This is a genomic window from Allobosea sp. P4_C6 (genome assembly GCF_056402015.1).
The window spans coordinates 52,037-72,624 of record NZ_JBFUIF010000005.1; the positions used below are offsets into that span (position 1 = coordinate 52,037).

The following is a 20,588-nucleotide window of genomic DNA, read 5'->3' on the forward strand; positions in this document are numbered from 1 at the left end:
AACGCATAACAAGCGCGTACGCGATACGCGCGGGAGGTCATCGCAATTCCGCTGGCCCGCCTGATCGGATATCGAGGAACGAAGCAGCCGCCGGAGATGATGATGCGCGATACCCATGAGATTTCCTCCAGCCGGTTGCATGCGACGATCAGGGCCCAGGGCGGCGAGTTGATAGCGCTGAGCAATGAGGACGGGCCGGCGCTCTGGCATGGCGGCCCGGAATGGCCGCGCCATTCACCGGTGCTGTTTCCGATCGTGGGGCGCCTCACCGACGATACCTTGATCCACGAAGGACAGCCCTACCGGCTGACGCAGCACGGCTTCGCCCGCGACAGCCTGTTCAGCTGGGTCGAGCGAAGCGCCGACCGCGCCGTGCTGGAGTTGCGGGACAGCGCGGAGACCTTGGCGCACTACCCGTTCCGCTTCGTGCTGCGGATGATCTACGCGGTCACCGACGATACGCTGTCGGTGACCACGCAGGTGAGCAACCCGGCGGAGACGAAGCTGATCTGCGGCGTCGGCGCCCATCCCGCCTTCCTCTGGCCGCTGGCCGAGGGGATCGCGAAGGAGGCTCATCGCCTGACCTTTCCGCAAGCCGAGCCGGGGCCGGGCCTGAGCGTCGACGGCGGTTTGCTCGGACCAGCGATCCCTCTGCCTTTCGCGGGCACCGAACTCCCGCTCGCCGAGGGGCTGTTCGCCAACGATGCAATCGTGATCGCGGACGTCGCCAACCGCTCGGTGCGCTTCGCCGCACGCGACGAGGCCGGGCGGGAGCGACGCTCCCTGACCGTAAGCTGGGAGGGCTACAAGGATCTCGGCATCTGGTCGAAACCGACCGGCGCGCCGTTCCTGTGCATCGAGCCCTGGTACAGCATGGCGAGCCCGGCCGGCTGGCAGGGCGAGTTCGCGGCCAAGCCGGGCATCCTGACGCTGGCGCCGGGCGAGAGCAGCGACTTCACGTGGCGCGTGACGCTCTAGGCCTCACTTCTTCTCGATGTTCCAGAACAGCATCACCGGCGCCGGCAGCACGCCGGCGACGTTGGTGCGTCGCGCATAGGGCTGGTCGAACTGGCCGAGCACGCGATAGGGCTGCATCTCGGCGAGGCGCTTATGCAGCGCTTCCAGCGCGATCTTGCGGCTGGCCTCGTCGGGCGCATCGACAAAGGCGCCACGCAGCTTCTCCGCCTCAGCATCGCAGGGCCAGCCGGCCCAGGCCCGCTCGCAGGCCATGTTGGTGCCGATATTGGTCAGCGGCGATTGCATCGTCGCGCCCGAGGCATAGGTGACGAAGAGGTTCCAGCCGCCCTGATCGGGCAGGCTCTTGTTCTGCTGGCGCGTGGTGACGGCGCCCCAATCCGCGAACTGAACATCGACGTTGAAACCGACAGCCTTGAGCTGCGACGCCGCGACCTCGGCCATGCGGCCGATCGGGGCGATATCGTTGCTGGTCGAGAGCACGAGCTTCTCGCCCTTGTAGCCGCTCTCCTTGAGGAGCTGGCGCGCCCTCTCCAGGTCGGGCTTGGCGTAGCCTTCCGCACCGGCCTCGATGCCGTTCGGGCCGCCGCAGATGAAATAGGCGTTGCAGCGCTTCCACCATTCCTCGTCGCCGAAGCCGGCGGCGAGGAAGTCCGCCTGATCGGTGGCATAAGCCAAGGCGAGCCGGGCCTTCGGGTTGTCGAAGGGCGGGTGGAGATGGTTCGGCCGCAGCATCACCTGATTGGCGAGGTTGGAATAGCGCTCGACCTTGACTTGGCTGTTGGCGGAAACGATCGGGATCAGGTCCTGGCTCGGCTGCTCCCAGATGTCTATCTCGCCGGTCTGGAGCGCGGCGGCCGCGGTCGCCGCATCGGGCATGATCAGCCATTCGACCCGGTCGACCTTGACGACGCGGCCGCCGGCGAGCCCGTCGGCCGGCTCGGAACGCGGGACATAATCGGGGTTGCGGTCGTAGACGATCTTCGAGCCGCTGCGCCATTCCTCGCGGTTGAACCTGAACGGGCCGGAGCCGATCGTCTCGGTGATCGGCTTCATCGGATCGCTCTTGGCGTCGGCCTCTCGCATGATCACCGGGATCTGTCCGACGGCCGAGCCGAGCGCGAAGGGCACGAGAGCCAGCGGGCGCTTCAGCTTGAGCCTGAAGGTGGCATCATCGACCACCTCCATGCCCTCGGTGTATTCGCCGAGCTTGCCGCCGATGGTGTCGCGCTTCATCCAGCGGGCGAGCGAGGCGACGACGTCCTTCGTGGTGACCGGCTGGCCATCGTGGAATTTGAGGCCGGGACGCAGCTTGAAGGTCCAGCTCAGCTTGTCGGGCGCGGTCTCGAAGCTCTCGACCATCTGCGGCTTCGGCTGGAGATTCGCATCCCAGGCGAAGAGCGTCTCGTAGATCATCAACCCGTGCATGCGGGTGATGACGATGGAGGCGGCGACCGGATCGAGCGTCTTGAGGTCGGCATGTGGCGCGACGCGCAGGACGCGGTTCGCGGCCGGCTGTGCCTGCGCCAACACCGGTAATGGCAGCAGCGCGGATGCGGTCAGTAGCAGCGCTGCAGCGAAACGGGGCAGTTGCATCGGGACGTCCTCCTCCATCGTCGTCGACCGCAGCGCTCCGGACGAGCCGCCCTAGCCGACGCGGTTCATTTGCAGGATCCTTGCCCGGTGCCCGGCCACCCGCAAGCCGCGATCGGCATCGAGCCAGAGGCAGGGCCGCGAGCGCCAGGGGCCGTGAAGCAGATCGGCCAGCGCCCGGCCGTTCGGCAGCGGCATCAAACGCGAGACCGTTCCACCAGAAGGCCAGGGCATCAGGGCGGTGCCGCCCGCCCGGATCTCGATCTCGGTGCCGAAGCCCGGATCACGCCAGCGCCCGACCAGCCGCTCATCAAGCGCCGTATCCGCCGGCACCCGCCGGAGCGAGCGCCGTACGCCGCCGATCAGGCCTGTCAGCCTGTCGTCCCCGTCCTGCTTCAGACGGATGTCGAGATAGGCGGGCAGGCTGCGCAGGCCGCCATCGCCGTCCTCGACGAGGCGTTCATAGCCACCCATGAAACTGATGGAATCCGGCGTCAGCTCGGCCCAGAACGGGCCTTCATCAGCCACGAACAATCCGGTTGGCGCGTTCGCCGCCATCGGCAGTTCCTGTCCGAGCAGGGCTGCGAGGACTGACAGAGCAGGCCAGAGCGCCTCCTCCTCGCGATTGGTCAGGACGACCACGCCGACGCCCAGAGCCGGCGCCATCAGCATATGGTTGCGATAGCCGGTCAGCGAACCGCCATGGCCGACGATGTCGGTTGCCCCGAGGCGGCTGCAGACCAGCCCGAGCCGATAGACGCTCTCGCTTCCATCCGCGAAATGGCGGGGTGCCGTCAGGCGCTCCAGCATGCCGGCGAGCGGCCCGCGCCCCGCGAGCAGGGCGGAGGCCCAGCCGGCGAGGTCGGCGGCGGAGCCGGTGATGCCGCCCGAGGCGGAAAAATGGAAGCCGTAATGGCCGCGCCGCCAGCTTTCGCCCTCACGCCAATAGCCCGTGGCGAGGCCGGGCACGATCTCGGCCGCGTCATAGGGCAGGCGGAAGGAGAGGCCGAGATCACCGGACAGCTCGGCGACGATGTCCCTGTAGGGCCTGCCCGTGATCAGCTCCAGGATGCGCTGGCCCAGCCGCCAGCCCGTATTGGAATAGGCCATCTCGGTGCCAGGAGCCGCGCTCAGCGACGGAAACCGGCAGGCGAGCGCGTATATTTCCTCGGCGCTGAGCGTCGCCGTGAAAGGCACGCCCTGCTGCCAGAAGGCCTCCATCATGTCAGGCAGGCCGCCGGTCATGTCGAGGGCGCGGCCGAGTTCGACCTCGGCCAGCGGCTTGGGCAGCTCGGTCAGCCAGCGGCCGAGCGGCGCATCGAGCGGCACGCCTTCACGCAGCAGCGCGATCGCCAGCACATGCTTGCTGATCGATGCCAGGCGGTTCGGCGCCTGCGGCGTGAAGGGCAGGTCGTGGTCGATGCTGGCCAGGCCGCCGGCGAAAGCCTCGCGCACCCCGTCGCGATCGAACAGGACGACCGCGCCGCCGGGCCCGGCCTCGCGCTGCCAGGCTGCGGCAATCTCGTTCGCACGCGCCGCGGCGCGCATCCAGTCCAGAGCCATGCGCCTGCCCTCTCAGCCTTGCGGCCGGGCTTCGCCGAGCAGATTGCGCAGCGCCCGCATGAAGACGCGCGCGCCCGTGTCGATGGCGTCATCCGGGAAATCGAAATCCGGATTGTGCAGATTCGCAGTGTCGCCAGACCCGAGCAGGAACATTGCCGATTTGGACTTGCCGCCGAACAGGCCGAAATCCTCGGAGCCGCGCGACGGTTTCGTCGGGCCGTGCGGCACCTTTTCCTCGTCCATCGCCCGGCGCAGCATCGCCACCGCCTCCGGCTCGTTCTCGCAATGGTGGAAGATGTCGTGATAGCTCAGTTCGGCTTCGAGCCCGCCGGCCTCCGCGACCTCGCGCACCAGAGCCTCGGCCTTTTCGCAGAGCGCGCCCATCTGCGCGTCGTTGACGGTGCGCAGCGTCACCCAGAGCTCGCCGCGGCCGGGCGCGATGCCGAAGGCCGGCTCGCCGATCCCCGCATGGGTGACGGTGGCGAGCGCGAAATTCGCATCGAGCGCGCCGCCCGGCCCGAGCACCGTCAATTCCGGGATCAAGCGCGCGATGGCGGGAGCCGGCGAACGGCCATGCTCCGGCGTCGAGGCATGCGTGGTCTCGCCGTTGAGGACGATCTTCAGGCCGCGCGAGGCGCAATTGGCCGCGCCTTCCGAGATGCGCGTGTGGCCGACGGGAATTCCCGGCCGGTTGTGCAGGGAGAAGGCGTAGTCCGGCACGATCTCGTCGAATTTCGGATCGGCGATGACGGCTGCGGCGCCCGCGCCGGTCTCCTCCGCGGGCTGGAACAGCAGGATGGCGCGGCCGCGCTTCGGCGGATTGCGCTGCAGCCCGCGCGCCAGGCCGGCAAGAATGGTCATATGGCCGTCATGGCCGCAGAGATGGCCCTTTCCGGGAATTTCGGAGCGATGGTCGCTGGTCGAGAGCTCCTCGATCGGCAGCGCGTCCAGCTCGGCGCGGATCATCACCGTCGGGCCGGGCTCGGCGCCCTCATAGATCGCGGCGACGCCATGGCCGCCCAGCTCCGTGACGATGCGGTCGGGCTGTGTCGGCTTGAGGAATTCGACGATGGTGGCGGCGGTCTCGCCTTCCTCGCCCGAGATCTCCGGCCTCCGGTGCAGCCGATGTCTGAGATCGACGAGATCGACCATATCGCTGTTGGTCAGGAACACGGATGAGCCTCCCGGGCGTATTTTCATTGCATCGGATTTTCCCGGAAAGTGGGCTCCACTTTTCGGTCCGAATGCCGGAGCCGGCACGATCGCCGGCTCTTTCGGGAGAGGTTCGACAATTCATCCGCTTCGACAACCCGCATCATCGCCGGGGGCGGCATGCGCGGGGCGGTGTCAGCCGCCGAGTTCGGCCTCGACCTCGGCGTCGAAGGCCTGCGCCAGCATGGCGCGACAGGCCTCGGCCTGCTCGCGAGCAGTATCGAGAGCGATGTGGGGCATGATTTCCGCAAGGTCGCGGAGCGCGAAATCGACCGCAGACATCAGGCCGAGCGCTGGCTCGCTGGGGGCGGAAGACTGTTGCAGGCGGCGGAACGCGATGACCTGACCCATAGGCATACTCACACTGAAGCCGAATCGGCCTTCACTGTGCGGGGTGAGACTTCAGAAAGTGGTTAACGGCGGAATTGCGGCCGGCACGCCGCGTCAACCATAGCCGTGAAGGCTGGCGCCATGGCGCTTCAGCCAGGCCTCGGCCTCTTCCGTATGGGGGCAAAGCTTGTGGGTCAGCGCCCAGAAGCGATGCGAGTGGTTCATCTCCTTGAGATGCGCCACCTCATGGGCTGCGAGATAATCGAGCACGGAGGGAGGCGCGAGAATCAGCCGCCAGGAGAAGTTGAGATGGCCCTGCGAGGAACAGGAGCCCCAGCGGCTCGTGGTGTCGCGGATGGTGATCTTGCGCGCGGGGATGCCCAGCGCCGCTGTATGGCGGCGCACAGCCTTCTCCAGATCCTCGAGCGCGAGGCGCCGCAGGAAATCCTTGACCCGGCGCGACACATGGGCGCCCTCGCCCGCGACCGCGATGATCGGCGCGCCGTCCTTGTCCTGCGTCGCCTGCGTCAGCCCGCGCGCCTTCGACCAGTGGACGATGCGATGCGGCACGCCGCGCAGCGGAACGGCATGGCCGGGCTCGAACGGCACGGCGAGCGGGCGCTTGGCGACGCGTGCCGCGATCCAGCCGCCATGATTCTCGGCGAAGGCGCGCCCGGCGGCAAAGTCGGCGCGCTCGGGCAATGTCAGGGTGATCTCGCCGTTCGCCTGCGAGACGCGCAACGTCATCCGCCGCGCCGTGGCGCGGCGCTTGACCAGGACGGGATAGCGCGTCCCGGCATGCACGACCTCGATCCGGTCGGGGTCCGGCTGGCGCCTGAACAGGGAGATGCGCATCGCCCGCGATTGTGCGGGATTCGCAGGCGATGGGGAAGTGGCTGTCAGCCGACGACCTTCAGAGCCTTGCGCTGCTCGGTCGCGCTATCGTTCCGGCGGTCCTTGGCGGCCTCCATGTCGAGGCTGACCATGAAGTCGGAGATGCGCGGCTGAATCTCAGAGCGGAAGCGCGAGCCGTTGAAGACGCCGTAATGGCCGACCTTCGGCTGGAGGTAGTGAACGCGCTTCTCGGCGGGAATGTTGACGCACAGATCATGCGCCGCCTTGGTCTGGCCGACCCCGGAGATGTCGTCATTCTCGCCCTCGACCGTCATCAGCGCGACCCTGCGGATCGCCTTGAGATCGACCGGCTTGTCGCGATGCATCATCTCGCCCTTGGGCAGGGCATGCTGGACGAAGACGGTGTCGACGGTCTGCAGGTAGAACTCCGCCGTCAGGTCCATGACCGCGAGATATTCGTCGTAGAACTCGCGGTGCTTCTCGGCGGAATCGCCGTCGCCGCCGACGAGATGCTTGAACATGTCGTAATGGGCGGTGACATGGCGGTCCATGTTCATCGCCATGAAGCCCGAGAGCTGCATGAAGCCGGGATAGACCTGCCGGAACGCGCCCATATGCGGGAACGGCACCACCGTGATGCAGTTGCGGCGGAACCAGTCGGTGCCGCGCTCCATGGCGAGCTGGTTGACCGCCGTCGGCGAGCGCCGGGTGTCGATCGGGCCGCCCATCAGCGTCATCGAACGCGGTGCACAGGGATCGGCCTCGGCCTCCATGCGCGCCACGGCGGCGATGACCGGGACGGAGGGCTGGCAGATCGCCATGACATGGGTATCCGGACCCAGCGTCTGCAGCATGCCGATGACGTAGTCGATGTAGTCGTCGAGATCGAACCGGCCGGCGGCCATGGGCACGAGGCGCGCATCCACCCAGTCGGTGATGTAGACCTCATGGCCGGGCAGGAAGGCCTCGACCGTGCCGCGCAGCAGCGTGGCGTAATGGCCCGACATCGGCGCCACCAGCAGGACCTTCGGCTGCGGCTTGCGCCGGCCCTGAATCTTGCGGTCGAAATAGACGAGCTTGCAGAACGGCCGCTCCCAGACCACCCGCTCCTCGACCGGCACCTTGACGCCGTTGATCGTGGTCTCGTCGAGCCCGAAGGCCGGCTTGCCGTAGCGGCGCGTCACGCGCTCGAACAATTCGCAGGAGGCCGCGACCGAGCGCCCGAACGACGTGTAGGTCAGCGGATTGGCCGGGTTCTTGAAAGCCAGATGCATCGCATCGGAAACACCCCGGACCGGGCTCACCATCATGTGAACCGCTTCATAGGCATGATAGGCAAACGACATGGTGGCCCCGTACATGCGATGTCCTTCCGGCGGCGCAACAAAAGATGATGCGTCGCAACAACGCACCTTACGTTGATTTTGTTCTCATTCAACCCGGCTAAAGGCTAAGATTCTCCTGCCATGTGGATGAACCCCTTATTTCCGCGCCCGCTGGAAGCCGCTGAGAAGGCCGATCGCCAGTGAGTGTCTCGGATCTCTCGGCCCCGCTGCTCGCCCGCACGGGCCGCCATTTGCGGCTCGACACGCTGGTCAGGCTGCGCTGGCTCGCCATCGTCGGGCAGAGCGTCGCGGTCGCCGGCGTGCATTTCGGCCTCGGCTTCTCTCTGCCCTTCGGCTGGTGCTTCATCGTCATCGCCGTCTCGGCCTCGCTGAACATCGCCCTGCGCATCCGCTTTCCGCTCAGCCATCGGCTGAAGGACGGCCCCGCGACGGCGCTGCTCGGCTTCGACATCGCCCAGCTCGCCGCCCTGCTCTACATGACCGGCGGCCTGCAGAACCCGTTTGCGATCCTGTTCCTGGCGCCGGTGATGATCTCGGCGACGGCCCTGCCGCCGCACCGCACATTGCTGCTCGGCCTGCTGGCGATGGTGCTCGCGACGCTGCTCAGCCGCTTCCACCTGCCCCTGCCCTGGGCCGGCGCGGACCGACCGGTTCTGCCGCCCTTCTACCAGCTCGGCAACTGGGTCGCGCTCGTGCTCGGCCTCGCCTTCACCGGCATCTATGCCTGGCGCGTCGCCAAGGAAGCGCGCGACCTCTCGGACGCGCTCGCCGCCACCGAGCTGGTGCTGGCGCGCGAGCAGCATCTCTCCCAGCTCGACGGGCTCGCCGCCGCCGCCGCCCATGAGCTTGGCACCCCGCTCGGCACCATCGCGCTGGTCGCCCGCGAACTCACCCGTCTCGCCCCGCCCGATGGCGAGATGGCCGAGGACATCGCGCTGCTGCGCGAGCAGGTCGAGCGCTGCCGCGGCATCCTCGGCAAGCTCTCCAGCCTGCAGGACGACGATGCCGGCCCGCTCGACCAGCTGACGCTCCGGCTGCTGATCGAGGAGGCTGCCGGGCCGCAGCGGCCCTTCGGCGTTCCCTTCGAGATCACCATGACCGGCGACAAGCCGGAGCCGGTCTGCCGGCGCAATCCCGGCATGATCTATGGCCTCGGCAACATCGTCGACAACGCGGTCGATTTCGCCAGCTCGACCGTGACGATCGCGGCCGAATGGAGCCAAAGCCGCGTCGTGCTCACCATTTCCGATGACGGGCCGGGCTTCCCGCCGGACGTGCTGATGCGCGCGGGCGAGCCCTATCTGTCGCGCGGCGGCGGTGAAAACCGCGCGGGCGGCGGCCTTGGCCTGGGGCTCTTCATCGCCAAGACGCTGCTGGAGCGTGGCGGCGCGACGCTGGAATTCTCGAACCGGGCGGCCCCGGCGAGCGGCGCCTCGATCCGCATCGTCTGGCCCCGCGACATTTTTGAAGCGGATCTGCCGGCCCTAGGGGGTACCAAGCCGGAAGCATCGGCATTACATGAGCTTAGCTGATCGGAGGCCCGCGGGCCTGCGATCGGCTGTTCGAAACCACACTTCGCGCCACCGCAGCGCGCATGGACAAGCGGTCAGGAGACGATGATGCAGGATGCGCCGAGCGAAACCGACAGGGCCGATGCCCATGCGGACATGTCCCTTCTGTTGGTCGACGACGACAAACCCTTCCTCACCCGTCTCGCACGCGCCATGGAAGGCCGCGGCTATGCGGTCCGCACCGCAGACAGCGTCGCGGCCGGGCTCGCAGCCGTGGAAGAAGCCGCGCCCGCCTTTGCCGTGATCGATCTCAGGCTCGGGGACGGCAATGGGCTCGATGTGATCGCCCGCCTCAAGGAACGCCGGCCGGATGCGCGCGGTGTCGTGCTCACGGGTTACGGCAATATCGCCACCGCCGTCAGCGCCGTGAAGCTCGGCGCCTTCGATTTCCTGGCCAAGCCGGCAGATGCCGACGAGATCCACGCGGCTCTCGCCGCCTCGCGCGATGCCCGGCCGCAACCGCCGGAAAACCCGATGTCGGCCGACCGTGTCCGCTGGGAGCATATCCAGCGCGTCTACGAGCTGTGCAGCCGCAACGTCTCGGAGACGGCGCGCCGTCTCGGCATGCACCGGCGCACGCTACAGCGCATCCTGGCCAAGCGCGCTCCGCGCTGACAGGGCCATAAAGAAAGCCCGCCGGATGATGAATCCGGCGGGCTTTCTCTTGTTAGGTCGTTTCTCGGATCGGAACGCTCAGGCCGCAACTGCCCGGGCCGTGCGCCGTTCGAGCGCGACGGCGAAGGCGACCAGGCCCAGCGCCACCAGCGGCACGACCGCCGCGATAGGCGCGATGGCGCCATAACCCAGCCCCTGCGTGATGACCAAGCCGCCGAGCCAGGCGCCGAAGGCGTTGCCGAGGTTGAAGGCGGCGATGTTCAGGCTCGACGCCAGGCCCTGTCCGGCTCCGCCTGCCTGCTGAAGCACCCACATCTGCAGCGGCGCGACGGTGGCGAAGGCGGCTGCGCCCAGCGCGAATGCTGCGATGACCGCGCCGATCTGGCTGTGGAACCCGAAGCTCGAGGCGAACATCACAACGGTCATCAGCGCGATCGAGCCGATCAGTGCCGGCGCCGGAGCCTTATCCGCCCAGCGCCCGCCGAGCAGGTTGCCGACGACGAGGCCACCACCGAAGACGAGGAGGATCGGCGAGACGGCCGCCTCGCTGAAGCCGGCAAGCTCGATGAGGATCGGCTGGATGAAGGTGAAGATCGCGAAGATGCCGCCGAAGCCGAGCACGGTCATGATCAGGCCGAGCTGGACCTGCGGCCGGGTCAGCACCTTGAACTCCTCGGCAAGCGAGCCGGGGACGACGCGCTCGCGGTCTGCCGGAACGAACACGGCAAGGACGACGAAGGCGACGAGGCCGATGGCGGTCACGGCCCAGAAGGTCGAGCGCCAGCCGAAAGCGAGGCCGAGCCAGGAACCGAACGGCACGCCGAGCAGGGTGGCGAGCGTCAGGCCGGTGAACATCAGCGCGATGGCCGAGGCCTTGCGCTCCGGCGCGACCAGGCTGGTGGCGACGAGCGAGCCGACGCCGAAGAAGGTGCCGTGCGCCAGCGCCGTGACGATGCGGGCCGACATCAGCCAGCCGAAGCTCGGGGCCAGCGCGGCGGCGAGGTTGCCGAGGGTGAAGATCGCCATCAGCACCAGCAGCGTCGTCTTGCGCGGCAGGGAGCGGGTGGCGATCGTCAGGACGGGGGCGCCGACGAAGACGCCGAGCGCATAGCCGGTCATCAGCAGGCCGGCGAGCGGGATGCTGACGCCGAGATCGCTGGAAACCTGCAGCAGCAGGCCCATGATCACGAATTCGGTGACGCCGATGCCGAAGGCACCGACGGTGAGAGCATAAAGGGCAATGGGCATGAGATGCCTCCGGGGAACTGGTTCGGCCCGGAGATAGCGCCGCGAGCGCCTGTGAATTAGACTGCGGTAACGATCAGCAATTGTGAGTTGAATTCACGATGCCACGCTCCGAGATCAACCGCTCCGGCGAGATGGAGGTTTTCGCCCGCGTCGTCGAGCTGAACGGCTTCTCGCCGGCGGCACGCGCGCTGAGGATGACGCCCTCGGCGGTCAGCAAGCTCGTCGCCCGGCTGGAGGCGCGGCTCGGCGTCAGGCTGATCGTCCGCTCGACCCGCAAGTTCATGCTGACCGAGGAGGGCACGACCTTCCATGACCGGACGCTGCGGGTGCTCGCCGACCTCGACGACGCCGAGCGCGCCGTCGCCGCCTGTCAGATCCCGCGCGGCCGGCTCCGGGTCAACACCAACGTTCCCTTCGGCCGGCATTTCCTGTTGCCGCTGGTGCCGCGCTTTGCAGCCGGTCATCCCGGGGTGCAGCTCGACATCACGCTCGCCGACGCTGTGGTCGATCTGGTGGACGAGCGCGCCGATGTCGCCATCCGCGTCGGGCCGCTGCGCTCCTCGCAGCTCGTGGCGCGCAAGCTCGGCGAAAGCCGCATGGCGGTGGTCGCGGCGCCAAGCTATCTGGCGGCGCGCGCCGCTCCAGCCCATCCCGACGAACTCGCCAAGCACGACCTCGTCACCTTCAACTTCACACGGCACAGCGATTCCTGGCCCTTCGCTATCGACGGCAAGCGCGGCGATTTCCCCGCCCGCGGACGCACCACGGTCGGCGACGGGGAGAGCGCACGCGAACTCGCGCTTGCCGGCCAAGGGCTGACCCGGCTTTCGCTCTTCCACATCGCCGACGACATCGCAGCTGGCCGGCTCGTTCCGGTTCTCGAGGAATTCAATCCCGGCGATGTCGAGGAGATCCACGTCGTCTATGTCGGTCATGGCGGCCGGCTGCCGGCCCGCGTGCGCGCCTTCATCGATTTCCTGGTCGCCGAGATCGACCTGCGCCGCTTTGCCAAGCCGCTGGAGCCCGCCCCAGCCGAGTCTGCGCGAGAGGCGGCCTCAGTCTGAATCGACCGGATCCTCGATCAGCGCGAGCCTCATCGACGCAAGCCGCGCGAGCGCGATGGTCAGCATCTTGCGGCGCGCGGGGCTCAAGGGATGGCGCGGCGGCTCGCGCAGCAATTCGCCGCCATAGGCATCGGCGACGATCAGCCCGACATCCTCGGGCAAGATCTCGCGCGGGAATTCCGGCGCGACCGCGAAGAGGAAGCCGTCGCAATAGTCGCGATAATCCGGCCATTTACCGTCGACGCGGTAGTCCGCGATGCCTGACTTGACCTCGACGACCCAGAGCTCACCCGAAGGCGACAGGGCGACGATGTCGCCACGCCGGCCATTCGCGAAGGTCATCTCCTTGACGATGGCGTAGCCACGCTCGCGCAGATGCCGGGCCGCGCCGCGACAGACGATACGCGTGATATCGGGCCGCGCGGGCGGCGGGTTGAGAACGGAATCCGGAAGGGACATGCCAACATGTTCCCTCTTTGTTTCCGAAATTGCAAGTCCAAGCCGCTCTCAGGACAGGACCATTGCTTCAGCTTGACTTACCGCCACCGTCATTCCGGCCGGAGCGAAGCGGAGCGCCGGAATCCATCATAGGCCGCTGAGTTCTACGATGGATTCCGGATCGGCGCCGCTTCGCGGCTTGTCCGGAATGACGCGTGGGAGTGGGTCCGGACTTGCTCAAGATCAAAGCGGCGAGACTGCAATCCGAAGCGATTGCTCTGGCTCTCACGGCAGGTTCTCGCGCAGGATAATCTCGATGCTGGGCGCTGCGGTGCCTTCGCCAGCGGGGCGGCCGGCGCGCAGATTGGCGAAGATCGCGATGCAGCTCATCAGCGCCGCATGCGGATGCTGGGTGATGACGGCGTCCATCGTGCCGTCGAGTAGGAGCGCGCGGGTTTCCGGAGTCAGGCCATGGCCGACGAAGACGACCTCCTGCTGGCGCCCGACCTCCTTCAGCGCGCGGGCAATCCCCTCCGGCCCACCGCCGATATTGTAGATGCCAGCAAGGTCCGGGTGCCGGGCCAGCAAGGCCTTGGCCTGCCGATAATTGCGCCCTTCGTCGTCGAGACCCTCACGCAGCCCGACAACCTCGATCTGCGGAAACAGCTCCTCGAAGAGATGCAGGAAACCCATCTCGCGCTCCTCATGGGCGCGGTAGCTCAGGCTGCCCGCGATCATCGCGACCTTGGCCGGACGCCGCCCGATGAAGCGGGCGACGAGAGAGCCGGCGGTGCGCCCGGTCGAGCGGTTGTCGAGCCCGACATAGGCGGCGCGGCGCGAATTGGCGACGTCGGAGATCAGGGTCACAGCCGGTACGCCGCGCTCCGCCAGGCCGTTGACCGCTTCGCGCACGGCCGGGTGCTCCAGTGCCATGAAGGCGATGCCATCGACGTCACGGCCGACCTGTCGGAGCTGCTGGGCCAGCAGCTCCGGCTTGAAGCTCTCGATGAACTCGACACGGGCGCGCATGTTGAAGGAAGCGAGTTGGTCCTGCGCGCCGGCGATGTGGCGTCCGAGCATGGCGAGGAAACGGTTGCTGCCGGCCGGGAGCAGGAAAGCGAGCCGCATCGGCGTCAGCGCCTGCGCCGGCAGGCCGGGATCGAGCACGTAGCCGAGATCGCTCGCCGCCTTGAGCACGCGCTGGACCGTGGCGGCGCGCACGCCGGGACGCTGGTTGAGCACCCTGTCGACCGTCGCCGTCGAGGCACCCGAGAGCGCCGCCACATCGGCGATGCGCGCCATCCGGCGACGTTGCAGCCCGTCTGCCGTCTTCAAATCATCCATGAGATTACATCAAAAAGCATCAAGAATTGAGTTTGACGACCATCATTCCTGTTTTCTACTCTTGAGGCAAGAAGACCTCAATCAATCAAATCGCATCAGCGATACCGGGAGGACCATCATGACGAATTTCACGCGCCGCACGGTGCTGCGCACGCTCGCCGCCGCCCCCGCCGCCTCGCTCATCGCCATGCCGCATATCGCGCGCGCCGCCGAGATCGAGCTGAAATACGGCAACAACCTGCCGCTCAGCCATCCGCTCAACATCCGCGCCCAGGAGGCTGCCGAGCGCGTGGCGAAGGAGACCAACGGGCGCGTCGAGATCAAGATCTTCCCGAACAACCAGCTCGGCGGCGACACCGACATGCTCAGCCAGGTGCGCAATGGCGGCATCACCTTCTTCACGCCCTCGGCGCTGGTGATCGCGACGCTGGTGCCGGTCGCGGCGATCAATGCCGTCGGCTTCGCCTTCGCCGATTACGACCAGGTCTGGAAGGCGATGGACGGCAAGCTCGGCGCCCATGTCCGCGAGGCCATCTCCAAGGTGAACCTCTTTGCCTTCGAGAAGATGTGGGACAACGGCTTCCGCCAGATGACCACCTCGGGCAAGGCGATCGAATCAGCCAAGGAAATGGCCGGCCTGAAGATCCGCGTGCCGGTGAGCCCGCTCTCGATCTCGATGTTCAAGGCGCTCGACGCCGCTCCGGCCAGCCTGCAGTTCTCCGAGGTCTATTCGGCGCTGCAGACCAAGGTCGTCGACGCGCAGGAGAACCCGCTGCCGATCATCCAGGTCGCCAAGCTCTACGAGGTGCAGAAGAGCTGCGCCATCTCCAACCATATCTGGGACGGTTTCTGGTTCATCGCCAATGGGCGCGCCTGGCGCGGCCTGCCGGCCGACATCCAGACGATCGTCGCCGGCGCGATCAACGATGCCGGCGTCGCCCAGCGCGGCGACATCAAGAAACTCAACGAAACCGTGCAGGCCGATCTCCAGTCGAAGGGCCTCGCCTTCAACAAGACGGACCCGGATTCCTTCCGCGCCAAGCTGCGCGACGCGGGCTTCTACAAGGAGTGGCAGGAGCGTTTCGGCAAGGACGCCTGGAGCCTGCTCGAAGACGCCGTCGGCAAGCTGGCCTGAGGCGTGCGGGCAGGCCTATAAGGCGCCCAAACGCATAAGACAGGAAACGCCCCGATGGATGTTCACAGCGCGACCCTTCCCGCTGCTGCCGCCATGCCCGCGACCGGGCTCGGCCGCTTCGCCGGCCATTTCGACCGCACGCTGGGCGGGCTGGTCGAGGCGGTGGCGGCGGTGCTGGTGCTGGTCGAGATCATCATCCTTGGGGCGGGCGTGACGGCGCGCTACGTCTTCCACGCGCCGCTGGTCTGGTCGGACGAGCTCGCCTCGATCCTGTTCCTGTGGCTCTCGATGCTCGGCGCGGTCGTGGCGCTCAGGCGCGGCGAGCATATGCGCATGACCGGCCTCGTCAGCCGCGTCTCGCCGCAGACGCGGGCGCTGCTGGAGGCGGTCGCGATCACCGCCTCGATCGCCTTCCTGCTGCTGATCATCCCGCATGCGATCGAATATGCCGAGGAGGAGAACTTCATCGTCACTCCGGCGCTGGAGATCAGCAATGCCTGGCGGGCGGCGGCGATCCCGGTCGGCGTCGGGCTGATGCTGATCGCGGCGGGCTGCCGGCTGCTGCGCTTTTCCTCGCTGAAGCCGGCGCTGCTCGCGATCGGCCTGACCGCGCTGCTCGTGCTGCTGTTCTGGCTTGCCGGGCCGGCGCTGAAGCCTCTCGGCAAGCTCAACCTGATCGTCTTCTTCGTCGGCGTCGTCGCGCTCAACGTCTTCTCGGGCGTGCCGATCGCCTTCTCCTTCGCGCTCGCGACCTTCGGCTACCTCGCCTGCACCACCTCGACGCCGATGCTCGTCATGGTCGGCCGCCTCGACGAGGGCATGAGCCACCTGATCCTGCTCGCCGTGCCGCTCTTCATCTTCCTCGGCGCTCTCATCGAGATGACGGGCATGGCCAAGGCGATGATCCAGTTCCTGGCGAGCCTGCTCGGCCATGTCCGCGGCGGCCTGTCCTATGTGCTGGTCGGCGCGATGTATCTGGTCTCCGGCATTTCCGGCTCGAAGATCGCCGACATGGCGGCCATCGCCCCGGTGCTGTTCCCCGAGATGAAGAAGCGCGGCGCCAAGCCCGGCGATCTCGTCGCCCTGCTCTCGGCGACCGGCGCGCAGACCGAGACGATCCCGCCCTCGATCGTGTTGATCACCATCGGCTCGGTGACCGGCGTCTCGATCGCGGCGCTGTTCACCGGCGGCATGCTGCCGGCGGTGGTGCTGGGCGCGGCGCTCTGCTTCGTCGTCTGGTGGCGCTGCCGCGGCGAGGACCTCAGCAACGTCACGCGCTTCTCCCGCCGCGAGATCGCCAAGCTCGCCCTGATCGCGGCCCCGGCCATCGCGCTCCCCTTCGTCATCCGCGCCGCGGTGGTCGAGGGCGTCGCCACCGCCACGGAGGTCTCGACCATCGGCATCGCCTATGCGGTGCTGGCCGGCATCCTGCTCTACCGCCAGTTCGACTGGCGCCGCCTGCCGCGCATGCTGGTCGAGACGGCTTCGCTGACCGGCGCGATCATCTTCATCATCGGCTGCGCCACCGCCATGGCCTGGGGACTGACGCAATCCGGCTTCTCGCGCGACCTCGCGCAGGTGATGGCGGCCGTGCCCGGCGGAAGCTGGGGCTTCCTCGGCGTCTCGATCGTCGCCTTCACCATCCTCGGCAGCGTGCTCGAGGGCATCCCGGCGATCGTGCTGTTCGGGCCGCTGGTGTTCCCGATCGCCAAGCAGGTCGGCGTGCACGAGGTGCACTACTCGATGGTCGTGATCTTTGCGATGGGCATCGGGCTTTTCGCCCCGCCCTTCGGCGTCGGCTATTACGGCGCCTGCGCGATCAGCAAGATCAACCCCGACGAAGGCCTGAAATACATCTGGGGCTACATCCTGGCCCTGCTCATCGGCCTTCTCGTCGTCGCTGCCGTGCCGTGGATCTCCATCGGCTTCCTCCGAACCTGATATTTGAGAAAGCAACGCCCATGAGCCGCTTCTTTGGCCAGATCCGTCAGGCCGGCTATGTCGTCCCCGACATCGAGGCGGCCATGGACTATTGGAGCCGCGTGCTGGGCGTCGGGCCGTTCTTCTACAACCCAAAGGTCCCGATCAAGAACTACCGCTACAAGGGCGAGACTTACGAGCCGCACAACTCGGTGGCGCTAGCCAATTCCGGCCCGCTCCAGATCGAATTGATCCAGTGCCGCAACGCCGTGCCGTCGATGTACAAGGACTTCACCGATGCGGGGCTGACCGGCCTGCAGCATGTCGCCTACTGGACCTCGGACTACGACGCCGATCTGGAACGGCTTGTTGCCGAGGGCTTCAAGCCGGTGATGTCAGGCGAGGTCGGCGAGCGCGGCCGCTTCGTCTATTTCGACACGCATTACCATCCGGGCACCGTGATCGAATTGTCGGAGGTCGCCGGCCCCAAGGGCGAGATGTTCCGGCTGATCCGCGAGGCATCGGAAACCTGGGACGGCAAGGAGCCGGTCCGGCCCTTCCCGGATCTGAGCAAGCTCGCCGCTGCTGCGGCGTGAGTCCGCAATTGCATTGCGTCATGCTCGGGCTCGACCCGAGCGTCTCGGAAACCAGCGCCCTCTGGTCATGAGATTCTCGGGTCGAGCCCGAGAATGACGCCTTATGAACGGCCTGGATGCGTCCGATGACCGACAACCGCTTCGAAGCCACCTACCTCATCGAAACCCCACTCGACCCGGCAGAGGTCGCGGAGGTGATGGCGGGCGAGCAGTCCTGCGGCACCTTCGCCCGCGTCGCCGGCGAAACAGACGAATTGCGTGAGCGGGCCCGCGCCATCGTCACGCGGATCGAGGAGCTGGAATCCGCGGCAGAGCCGAGCCTGCCGAATGCCTGGCTCGCCCGCAAAGGCGTCGGCGGGCCGTGGCGGCGCGCGCGGGTCACCATTTCCTTCCCGGTCGACAATGTCGGCGCCAATCTGGCGACATTGGCCGCCGTCGTCGCCGGCAATCTCTATGATCTCGGCGAGGTCACGGGGCTCCGGCTCGAAAGCATTTCGTTGCCTTGGTCCTACCGCCAGCGCTTTCCGCTACCTACACAAGGCATCGCCGGCACGCGCCGGCTGACCGGAGCCGCGACAGGCCCGCTCGTCGGCTCGATCATCAAGCCGAATGTCGGCCTGAGCACCGCGCAAACGGCCGAACTCGTCGCCAGCCTGTGCGAGGCCGGGCTCGACTTCATCAAGGACGACGAGATTTCCGCCGACCCGGTGCATGCGCCCCTTGCCGAGCGCATTCCCGCCGTGATGGCGGCGGTGCGCCGGCATCAGGACCGGACCGGCAAGCATGTCATGGTCGCCTTCAACATCACCGACGAGACCGATGCGATGCGCCGTCATGCCGACCTCGTCGCGCGCGAGGGCGGTTCCTGCGTGATGGCGAGTCTGAACTGGTGCGGCTTCTCAGGCGTCGAAACCTTACGCCGCTCGACTGACCTCGCATTGCACGGGCACCGCAACGGCTACGGAGCCTTCTCGCGCCATCCGCTGCTCGGCATCGGCTTCCAGGCCTATCAAGTGCTGTGGCGGTTGGCCGGTGTCGATCACATGCATGTCCACGGCCTGCAGGGTAAATTCGCGCAGGAGGACGAGGAGGTCGTGACCTCCGCCCGGGATTGCGTGACGCCACTGACCGATGGCGCCGACGACCGGGTGATGCCGGCCTTCTCCTCGGGCCAATGGGCGGGTACGGCGCAACCGACCTGGGATGCGATCGGCCATGACGACCTGCTGTTCATGGCCGGCGGCGGCATCCTCGCCCATCCCGGCGGGCCGAAGGCCGGCGTCGCCAGTATCCGGCAGGCCTGGACCGCCGTGGCGGAAGGCACGCCCGTCACGGAGGCGGCGCGCGCGCATCCGGAATTGCAGCAGGCGCTCGACACCTTCGGCGGCAAGGCAGGCTAGCGGCCGTGAGTGCGACGCAGACGCCTCTCTACGGCTGGTACGGCGACGATTTCACCGGCTCGACCGATACGCTGGCGACGCTGGCCGAGCGCGGCTTTCGCGCCCTGCTTTTCCTACGGCAGCCGAATGAGGCGCAACTAACCGCTGCCGGCCCGCTCGATGCGATCGGCATCGCCGGGGCGAGCCGGGCCATGGCGCCGAAAGCGATCACGGCGGAACTGACGCAGATCGGGCGCTTCTTCGCCGGGCTCGGCGTCGGGCTGATGCATTACAAATGCTGCTCCACCTTCGACAGCGCGCCTGACGTCGGCAGCATCGGCGCGGCGGTTACGGCCCTGAAGCCGATCTTTCCGAACCCGCTGGTGCCGATCCTCGGCGGCCAGCCCAATCTCGGGCGCTATTGCCTGTTCGGGAACCTGTTCGCGGCGGGCGGCGACGGCACGATCCACCGCATCGACCGGCATCCGACCATGAGCCGCCATCCGGTGACACCGATGGCGGAAGCCGATCTGCGCCGGCACCTCGCCGCGCAGGGGCTCGAAGATATCGGCCTCGTCGATTACCGCGCCAATGCCGGCGGCTCGGCCACTCTGGCCCACGCATGTCCGGATGGAAAGCCGGCCGTTCTGTTCGATGTCGCGACCGAAGCCGATCTCGCGGCGATCGGCGGATTGTTTGCGACCTCGCTGGGGAATGGTCCGATGCTCGCTGTGGGAGCCAGCTCGGTCGCGCGCGCCTTCGCGGCTGGGCACGAGAGGGAGCTGGCTGTCGCACCTCATCCGGATGCGAAGCGTCGCGGGTCGGGCCCGGCCCTCGCCCTCGTCGGCAGCCTGTCGCCGGTGACGCGCGCGCAGGTCGAAGCCGCAAGAGGCTATGCGATGCTGCCCGTCGATGCCGGGCGGCTGCTATCGGACGAGAGCTATGCTGCGGAGTTGCGCGCAGCCGCCCTGTCAAAACTAGCTCAGCGCGATGTGATGTTGGTGACGGAACAGCCCACGGGTGCTCCGACCGCAGCCGGCGCGGTTGCCAAAGCAACCGGGGCATTGCTCTCGGCAATCATCGCCGAGGCCGATCTCGGCCGCCTCATCGTCGCGGGCGGCGATACATCGACCATGGCGATCCGATCACTGCCGATATGGGGCTTGTCCTATCGCGGGCCGTGCGTTCCCGGCGCGCCGCTCTGCCGTGCTCATTCCAACTATCCGCGCCTCGATGGACTCGAGATCGTGCTGAAGGGTGGGCAGATGGGTCCGCCGGGCTTCTTCAACGACGAGGCACGCGCGGAAATCGGCTGAAGCGAGCTGATTTCCCTCGGAACTGCTCCGTCATTCCGGGGCTTCGCTGCAGCGAAGAGCCCGGAACCCAGAATCGATGCCGTTTTCA

The 20,588-nt window shown here is 67.3% G+C and carries 18 protein-coding genes; 9 read left to right on the plus strand and 9 right to left on the minus strand.

Going from position 1 to position 20,588, the window contains the following annotated elements; all coding sequences use genetic code 11:
* The first annotated feature begins 102 nt into the window (after nucleotides 1-102).
* Nucleotides 103-978, plus strand: a complete 876-nt coding sequence (locus AC1DVA_RS05055; protein ID WP_476805193.1) for an aldose 1-epimerase family protein — start codon at nucleotides 103-105, stop codon at nucleotides 976-978.
* Between the two features lie 3 nt (nucleotides 979-981).
* Here the strand turns inward: AC1DVA_RS05055 and AC1DVA_RS05060 are convergent, their stop codons facing one another.
* The 6 genes from AC1DVA_RS05060 to AC1DVA_RS05085 all read right to left on the minus strand — a co-directional run bounded on the left by AC1DVA_RS05060 (nucleotide 982) and on the right by AC1DVA_RS05085 (nucleotide 7,874).
* The gene (locus AC1DVA_RS05060; RefSeq protein WP_476805194.1) at nucleotides 982-2,571 is read right to left on the minus strand and encodes an ABC transporter substrate-binding protein; all 1,590 of its coding nucleotides are present in this window, start codon (nucleotides 2,569-2,571) and stop codon (nucleotides 982-984) included.
* Between the two features lie 51 nt (nucleotides 2,572-2,622).
* A complete protein-coding gene (locus AC1DVA_RS05065) occupies nucleotides 2,623-4,131 on the minus strand; it encodes a serine hydrolase domain-containing protein (protein ID WP_476805195.1) in 1,509 nt (502 codons plus the stop codon).
* A 12-nt stretch (nucleotides 4,132-4,143) separates the two neighbouring features.
* Nucleotides 4,144-5,304, minus strand: a complete 1,161-nt coding sequence (locus tag AC1DVA_RS05070) for an amidohydrolase (protein WP_265051557.1) — start codon at nucleotides 5,302-5,304, stop codon at nucleotides 4,144-4,146.
* 174 nt (nucleotides 5,305-5,478) lie between these two features.
* Nucleotides 5,479-5,694, minus strand: coding sequence for a hypothetical protein (locus AC1DVA_RS05075; protein WP_476805196.1), 216 nt, complete (start codon nucleotides 5,692-5,694; stop codon nucleotides 5,479-5,481).
* A 93-nt stretch (nucleotides 5,695-5,787) separates the two neighbouring features.
* Complete coding sequence (locus AC1DVA_RS05080; protein WP_265051555.1) at nucleotides 5,788-6,528, minus strand: M48 family metallopeptidase; 741 nt, start codon at nucleotides 6,526-6,528, stop codon at nucleotides 5,788-5,790.
* Nucleotides 6,529-6,572: 44 nt separating this feature from the next.
* Complete coding sequence (locus tag AC1DVA_RS05085) at nucleotides 6,573-7,874, minus strand: polyhydroxyalkanoate depolymerase (RefSeq protein ID WP_476805289.1); 1,302 nt, start codon at nucleotides 7,872-7,874, stop codon at nucleotides 6,573-6,575.
* Nucleotides 7,875-8,053: 179 nt separating this feature from the next.
* Between AC1DVA_RS05085 and AC1DVA_RS05090 the strand changes: the two genes are divergently transcribed.
* On the plus strand, nucleotides 8,054-9,406 hold the full coding sequence (locus AC1DVA_RS05090; protein ID WP_476805197.1) for an ActS/PrrB/RegB family redox-sensitive histidine kinase: 1,353 nt from the start codon (nucleotides 8,054-8,056) through the stop codon (nucleotides 9,404-9,406).
* 87 nt (nucleotides 9,407-9,493) lie between these two features.
* Nucleotides 9,494-10,060, plus strand: coding sequence for an ActR/PrrA/RegA family redox response regulator transcription factor (locus AC1DVA_RS05095; protein WP_265051553.1), 567 nt, complete (start codon nucleotides 9,494-9,496; stop codon nucleotides 10,058-10,060).
* 78 nt (nucleotides 10,061-10,138) lie between these two features.
* Here AC1DVA_RS05095 and AC1DVA_RS05100 read toward each other — a convergent pair whose 3' ends face one another.
* Nucleotides 10,139-11,308 (minus strand): MFS transporter, encoded by a 1,170-nt coding sequence (locus AC1DVA_RS05100; protein WP_476805198.1) that lies wholly within the window; start codon nucleotides 11,306-11,308, stop codon nucleotides 10,139-10,141.
* 98 nt (nucleotides 11,309-11,406) lie between these two features.
* Here AC1DVA_RS05100 and AC1DVA_RS05105 point away from each other — a divergent pair, with 98 nt between their 5' ends.
* The gene (locus AC1DVA_RS05105; RefSeq protein ID WP_476805199.1) at nucleotides 11,407-12,372 is read left to right on the plus strand and encodes a LysR family transcriptional regulator; all 966 of its coding nucleotides are present in this window, start codon (nucleotides 11,407-11,409) and stop codon (nucleotides 12,370-12,372) included.
* Here AC1DVA_RS05105 and AC1DVA_RS05110 read toward each other — a convergent pair.
* Together AC1DVA_RS05110 and AC1DVA_RS05115 are read right to left on the minus strand one after the other, a co-directional pair.
* On the minus strand, nucleotides 12,364-12,831 hold the full coding sequence (locus AC1DVA_RS05110) for an MmcB family DNA repair protein (protein WP_476805200.1): 468 nt from the start codon (nucleotides 12,829-12,831) through the stop codon (nucleotides 12,364-12,366). The genes AC1DVA_RS05105 and AC1DVA_RS05110 overlap by 9 nt on opposite strands.
* Nucleotides 12,832-13,095: 264 nt before the next feature.
* Entirely contained in the window at nucleotides 13,096-14,154 is a 1,059-nt protein-coding gene (locus AC1DVA_RS05115) for a LacI family DNA-binding transcriptional regulator (protein ID WP_476805201.1), read from the minus strand.
* Between the two features lie 118 nt (nucleotides 14,155-14,272).
* Here AC1DVA_RS05115 and AC1DVA_RS05120 point away from each other — a divergent pair, with 118 nt between their 5' ends.
* From AC1DVA_RS05120 to AC1DVA_RS05140, 5 genes are all read left to right on the plus strand, one after another.
* A complete protein-coding gene (locus AC1DVA_RS05120) occupies nucleotides 14,273-15,289 on the plus strand; it encodes a TRAP transporter substrate-binding protein (RefSeq protein WP_476805202.1) in 1,017 nt (338 codons plus the stop codon).
* A gap of 93 nt (nucleotides 15,290-15,382) precedes the next feature.
* A complete protein-coding gene (locus AC1DVA_RS05125; RefSeq protein ID WP_476805290.1) occupies nucleotides 15,383-17,230 on the plus strand; it encodes a TRAP transporter large permease in 1,848 nt (615 codons plus the stop codon).
* Between the two features lie 20 nt (nucleotides 17,231-17,250).
* Nucleotides 17,251-17,805, plus strand: a complete 555-nt coding sequence (locus tag AC1DVA_RS05130) for a VOC family protein (protein ID WP_476805203.1) — start codon at nucleotides 17,251-17,253, stop codon at nucleotides 17,803-17,805.
* Between the two features lie 116 nt (nucleotides 17,806-17,921).
* Nucleotides 17,922-19,205: a ribulose-bisphosphate carboxylase large subunit family protein gene (locus AC1DVA_RS05135; protein ID WP_476805204.1), complete on the plus strand. Its 1,284-nt coding sequence runs from the start codon at nucleotides 17,922-17,924 to the stop codon at nucleotides 19,203-19,205.
* Between the two features lie 5 nt (nucleotides 19,206-19,210).
* Entirely contained in the window at nucleotides 19,211-20,500 is a 1,290-nt protein-coding gene (locus tag AC1DVA_RS05140; RefSeq protein ID WP_476805205.1) for a four-carbon acid sugar kinase family protein, read from the plus strand.
* Nucleotides 20,501-20,588: the final 88 nt, after the last annotated feature.

Bases quoted from the DNA above. Each gene is read 5' to 3' on its own strand.
- AC1DVA_RS05060 (WP_476805194.1), bottom strand. From the start codon at position 2,571: ATGCAACTGCCCCGTTTCGCTGCAGCGCTGCTACTGACCGCATCCGCG.
- AC1DVA_RS05120 (WP_476805202.1), top strand. From the start codon at position 14,273: ATGACGAATTTCACGCGCCGCACGGTGCTGCGCACGCTCGCCGCCGCC.
- AC1DVA_RS05135 (WP_476805204.1), top strand. From the start codon at position 17,922: ATGCGTCCGATGACCGACAACCGCTTCGAAGCCACCTACCTCATCGAA.
- AC1DVA_RS05085 (WP_476805289.1), bottom strand. From the start codon at position 7,874: ATGTCGTTTGCCTATCATGCCTATGAAGCGGTTCACATGATGGTGAGC.
- AC1DVA_RS05065 (WP_476805195.1), bottom strand. From the start codon at position 4,131: ATGGCTCTGGACTGGATGCGCGCCGCGGCGCGTGCGAACGAGATTGCC.
- AC1DVA_RS05055 (WP_476805193.1), top strand. From the start codon at position 103: ATGCGCGATACCCATGAGATTTCCTCCAGCCGGTTGCATGCGACGATC.
- AC1DVA_RS05105 (WP_476805199.1), top strand. From the start codon at position 11,407: ATGCCACGCTCCGAGATCAACCGCTCCGGCGAGATGGAGGTTTTCGCC.
- AC1DVA_RS05125 (WP_476805290.1), top strand. From the start codon at position 15,383: ATGCCCGCGACCGGGCTCGGCCGCTTCGCCGGCCATTTCGACCGCACG.
- AC1DVA_RS05075 (WP_476805196.1), bottom strand. From the start codon at position 5,694: ATGGGTCAGGTCATCGCGTTCCGCCGCCTGCAACAGTCTTCCGCCCCC.
- AC1DVA_RS05095 (WP_265051553.1), top strand. From the start codon at position 9,494: ATGCAGGATGCGCCGAGCGAAACCGACAGGGCCGATGCCCATGCGGAC.
- AC1DVA_RS05100 (WP_476805198.1), bottom strand. From the start codon at position 11,308: ATGCCCATTGCCCTTTATGCTCTCACCGTCGGTGCCTTCGGCATCGGC.
- AC1DVA_RS05080 (WP_265051555.1), bottom strand. From the start codon at position 6,528: ATGCGCATCTCCCTGTTCAGGCGCCAGCCGGACCCCGACCGGATCGAG.
- AC1DVA_RS05110 (WP_476805200.1), bottom strand. From the start codon at position 12,831: ATGTCCCTTCCGGATTCCGTTCTCAACCCGCCGCCCGCGCGGCCCGAT.
- AC1DVA_RS05130 (WP_476805203.1), top strand. From the start codon at position 17,251: ATGAGCCGCTTCTTTGGCCAGATCCGTCAGGCCGGCTATGTCGTCCCC.
- AC1DVA_RS05115 (WP_476805201.1), bottom strand. From the start codon at position 14,154: ATGGATGATTTGAAGACGGCAGACGGGCTGCAACGTCGCCGGATGGCG.